The organism is Saliphagus sp. LR7, assembly GCF_003344565.1.
In the GTDB taxonomy this organism is placed as follows: Archaea; Halobacteriota; Halobacteria; order Halobacteriales; family Natrialbaceae; genus Saliphagus; species Saliphagus infecundisoli.
The window spans coordinates 1-2358 of sequence record NZ_QPND01000057.1 but is presented as its reverse complement, the minus strand read 5'-3'; the positions used below and the strand labels follow the sequence as shown (position 1 = coordinate 2358).

General features: G+C 59.7%; 3 protein-coding genes and 1 pseudogene. All 4 read right to left on the bottom strand.

Going from position 1 to position 2358, the window contains the following annotated elements; translation table 11 throughout:
• Positions 1-419: 419 nt before the first annotated feature.
• Entirely contained in the window at positions 420-608 is a 189-nt protein-coding gene (locus tag DVH23_RS23065) for an HVO_2922 family protein (protein WP_114579677.1), read from the bottom strand.
• Positions 609-650: 42 nt separating this feature from the next.
• On the bottom strand, positions 651-1880 hold the full coding sequence (locus tag DVH23_RS23060; RefSeq protein ID WP_114579676.1) for an RNA-guided endonuclease TnpB family protein: 1230 nt from the start codon (positions 1878-1880) through the stop codon (positions 651-653).
• Between the two features lie 3 nt (positions 1881-1883).
• The gene (locus DVH23_RS23055; RefSeq protein WP_114579675.1) at positions 1884-2030 is read right to left on the bottom strand and encodes a DUF2080 family transposase-associated protein; all 147 of its coding nucleotides are present in this window, start codon (positions 2028-2030) and stop codon (positions 1884-1886) included.
• Positions 2031-2190: 160 nt separating this feature from the next.
• Positions 2191-2358 (bottom strand): annotated as a pseudogene (locus tag DVH23_RS23050) (IS630 family transposase); the annotation flags it as partial.

Below are 2358 nucleotides of genomic sequence, written 5' to 3'. Positions count from 1 at the left end.
AGTTTTCCCAGTCGAGTTAGACTCATAAACGGCCTCAGAGTGCCTAAGTCTTGCGGTTTCGAGTCTCTGCCTACCGCTTAGACCCACGACTGAAGTCGTGGGCTTCCGCTTAATTCGTGTCATCGGTGGTACTCGAACACATCCGACGACCACTCAAAAACCACAAGATAACGCACAGCCCGCCCGAACTGCCGGCGAGGAGCGCTGTATCCGTCGTCTACGCGATTCGGCGGGAAGGGACGAGATCGGCGTCGAGATCGCCTGACGAACGCGTTTCGGACGGATATCGGGTTAACGAGGGCCGAGGACTCCAACGCCGCCGGTGACGAGCGCTCGAGGCTGGATCGCCTGTACCGAATCGGACGCAGACCGGACCCGACCACGCCGTGATGGGCGGGAACGGCATCACTCCGGCCGGATCACTCCGATACGACGATCTCCGCATCCGGAGCGCTGGCTTTCACGCTCCGAATCCCCCGCTGAGCCCCCTGTTTCGAGGCGTATCCCTCCCCGCTGTCCGCGATGATGTTGCCGTTCGAGACGACGAGTCGCCACCGCCACTCGTCGGCCGTGTCCCGATACAGTTCGAACCTCGCCTTGCGCGACATAGCCATCGGTTGGACCCCAGAGGTAGTGACTTCTTCCCCACCCTACTCGCTCACGGCAGACGCCGTTCGCTCCATGAGGGTGGGGCTTCCTGTTTCCACGACGCGCTTTGCAGGAACCGAATCGGTTCCCGTAGGGAGCGCAGTCTCCGCAGGCGTTGATTCGGGACAGCCCGTCCCTACGTGCTTCAGTCCCCGTACTAAGATGTTGTAGGCCGCATTCCAGTCCCTGTCGGCGGTGAACCCGCACGAGGGGCACGAGTGCTCGCGGACCCACACCGGTTTGTCGGTCGAGACACCGCAGGCCGCACACTCCTTGGTCGTTCCGGCCGGAGCGACAGCAACGAAGTGCGTCCCTTCGCGTTCGCACTTGTACTCAAGCATCCGGAGGAACGTACCCCACGCCGCTCCGGCGCGGTTGCGGCTGTTCGACGAGAGTTCCATCAACCCCTTCGCGTCGAGATCTTCGACCGCTACGAGTTCGTACTCGCGAGCGTAGTAGTTCGAGAGTTTGTGCAAGAAGTCCCGACGCTTCCGTTGCAGGTCGGCGTGGCACTCGGCAACGCGACGGCGTTGCTTCTCGTAGTTGTTCGAGCCGTACTCTTTGCGCGAGAGCGTTCGTTGCTCGCGCTCGAGTCGGTCGCGTTCGTCTGAAAGGTCGGGACGTTCGACGGCTGTTCCGTCGGTGTCGTGAGCGTACTTCAGGATGCCTACGTCGATCCCGACACACTTCTCGAGCGTATCCGGTTTCGACGGTGCGTTGCCCTCGATTTCGATCCCGAGAACGGCGAACCACTCGCCGGTCGGTTCCTGCTTGACGACGACCTCTTTGATCGTGGCGTCGTCGGGAACCTCGCGGTGGTAGACTATCGGAATATCGCCGATTTTGGAAAGAGAAAGCACAGTACGGCCACTCGTGTTGTTGAGTTCGAAGCCGGTTTGGCTGTACCTGATCGAGCAATATTCCTGTGGGGCCTTCCACTTGAGTTCGCCGACGCGGTAGCCGTTGTCCTTCCGTCCCTTCAGCGTTGAAAGGTTGTCGTACAGCCGTTGTACGACCTTCTGTAGCACTTTCGAGTGGACTTGCTTCAACTCGGTCCACCAATTCTTGAGGTCGGGGAGGAGCGACTGTTCGGAGTAGGCGGAGGTTCCATCTACTCGGTTGAGTCGGTGAAGGAAGTGGTTGTAGACCTGTCGGCAGGTATCGACGGTCCACGCTAACCGCTCGTGGAGTTCGTCGGTGGGTTTGAGTCGATACCTGTAGTTGTAGCGCATGGTCTACTCGTCGTCGGATGGATCGGTGACGCGGACGACCTTGACGGTCGCGCCGGCCCACGTTTTTGGGACGTAGACGTGCGCGCCGTTGCCGGATGGTTTGGCTTCTGTTTCGAGGACTTCGTGTCCTTCGACCTCGTACCGATCCATTGGGTGTATCTACGAGGTAAATACCTATAGAGATACCGATGGCGTGGGCCTGCGGGCCGGCTACCGAACACGTTTGAGAACTGTACGGCGCTGTATCCCCTCCCTACTCGCTCCCTTTGGTCGCTCGTTGAGGAAGGGGCCTTAGCGCCTCAATTTATACTCACGGACATAAATACGTAAAGATATTTGGTGGATTGATGCTGTCGAGTGCAGCGAGCGCGGCATCCTGAAGTTCGTCCAGTGAGTCGAACAGGCGGTTACCGAGTACCTGATTGAGCTTCTTCCAGCAGTCCTCCGCGGGGTTCAGCTCCGGTGAACCCCGCGGCAG

Bases quoted from the DNA above. Each gene is read 5' to 3' on its own strand.
- DVH23_RS23055 (WP_114579675.1), bottom strand. From the start codon at position 2,030: ATGGATCGGTACGAGGTCGAAGGACACGAAGTCCTCGAAACAGAAGCC.
- DVH23_RS23065 (WP_114579677.1), bottom strand. From the start codon at position 608: ATGTCGCGCAAGGCGAGGTTCGAACTGTATCGGGACACGGCCGACGAG.
- DVH23_RS23060 (WP_114579676.1), bottom strand. From the start codon at position 1,880: ATGCGCTACAACTACAGGTATCGACTCAAACCCACCGACGAACTCCAC.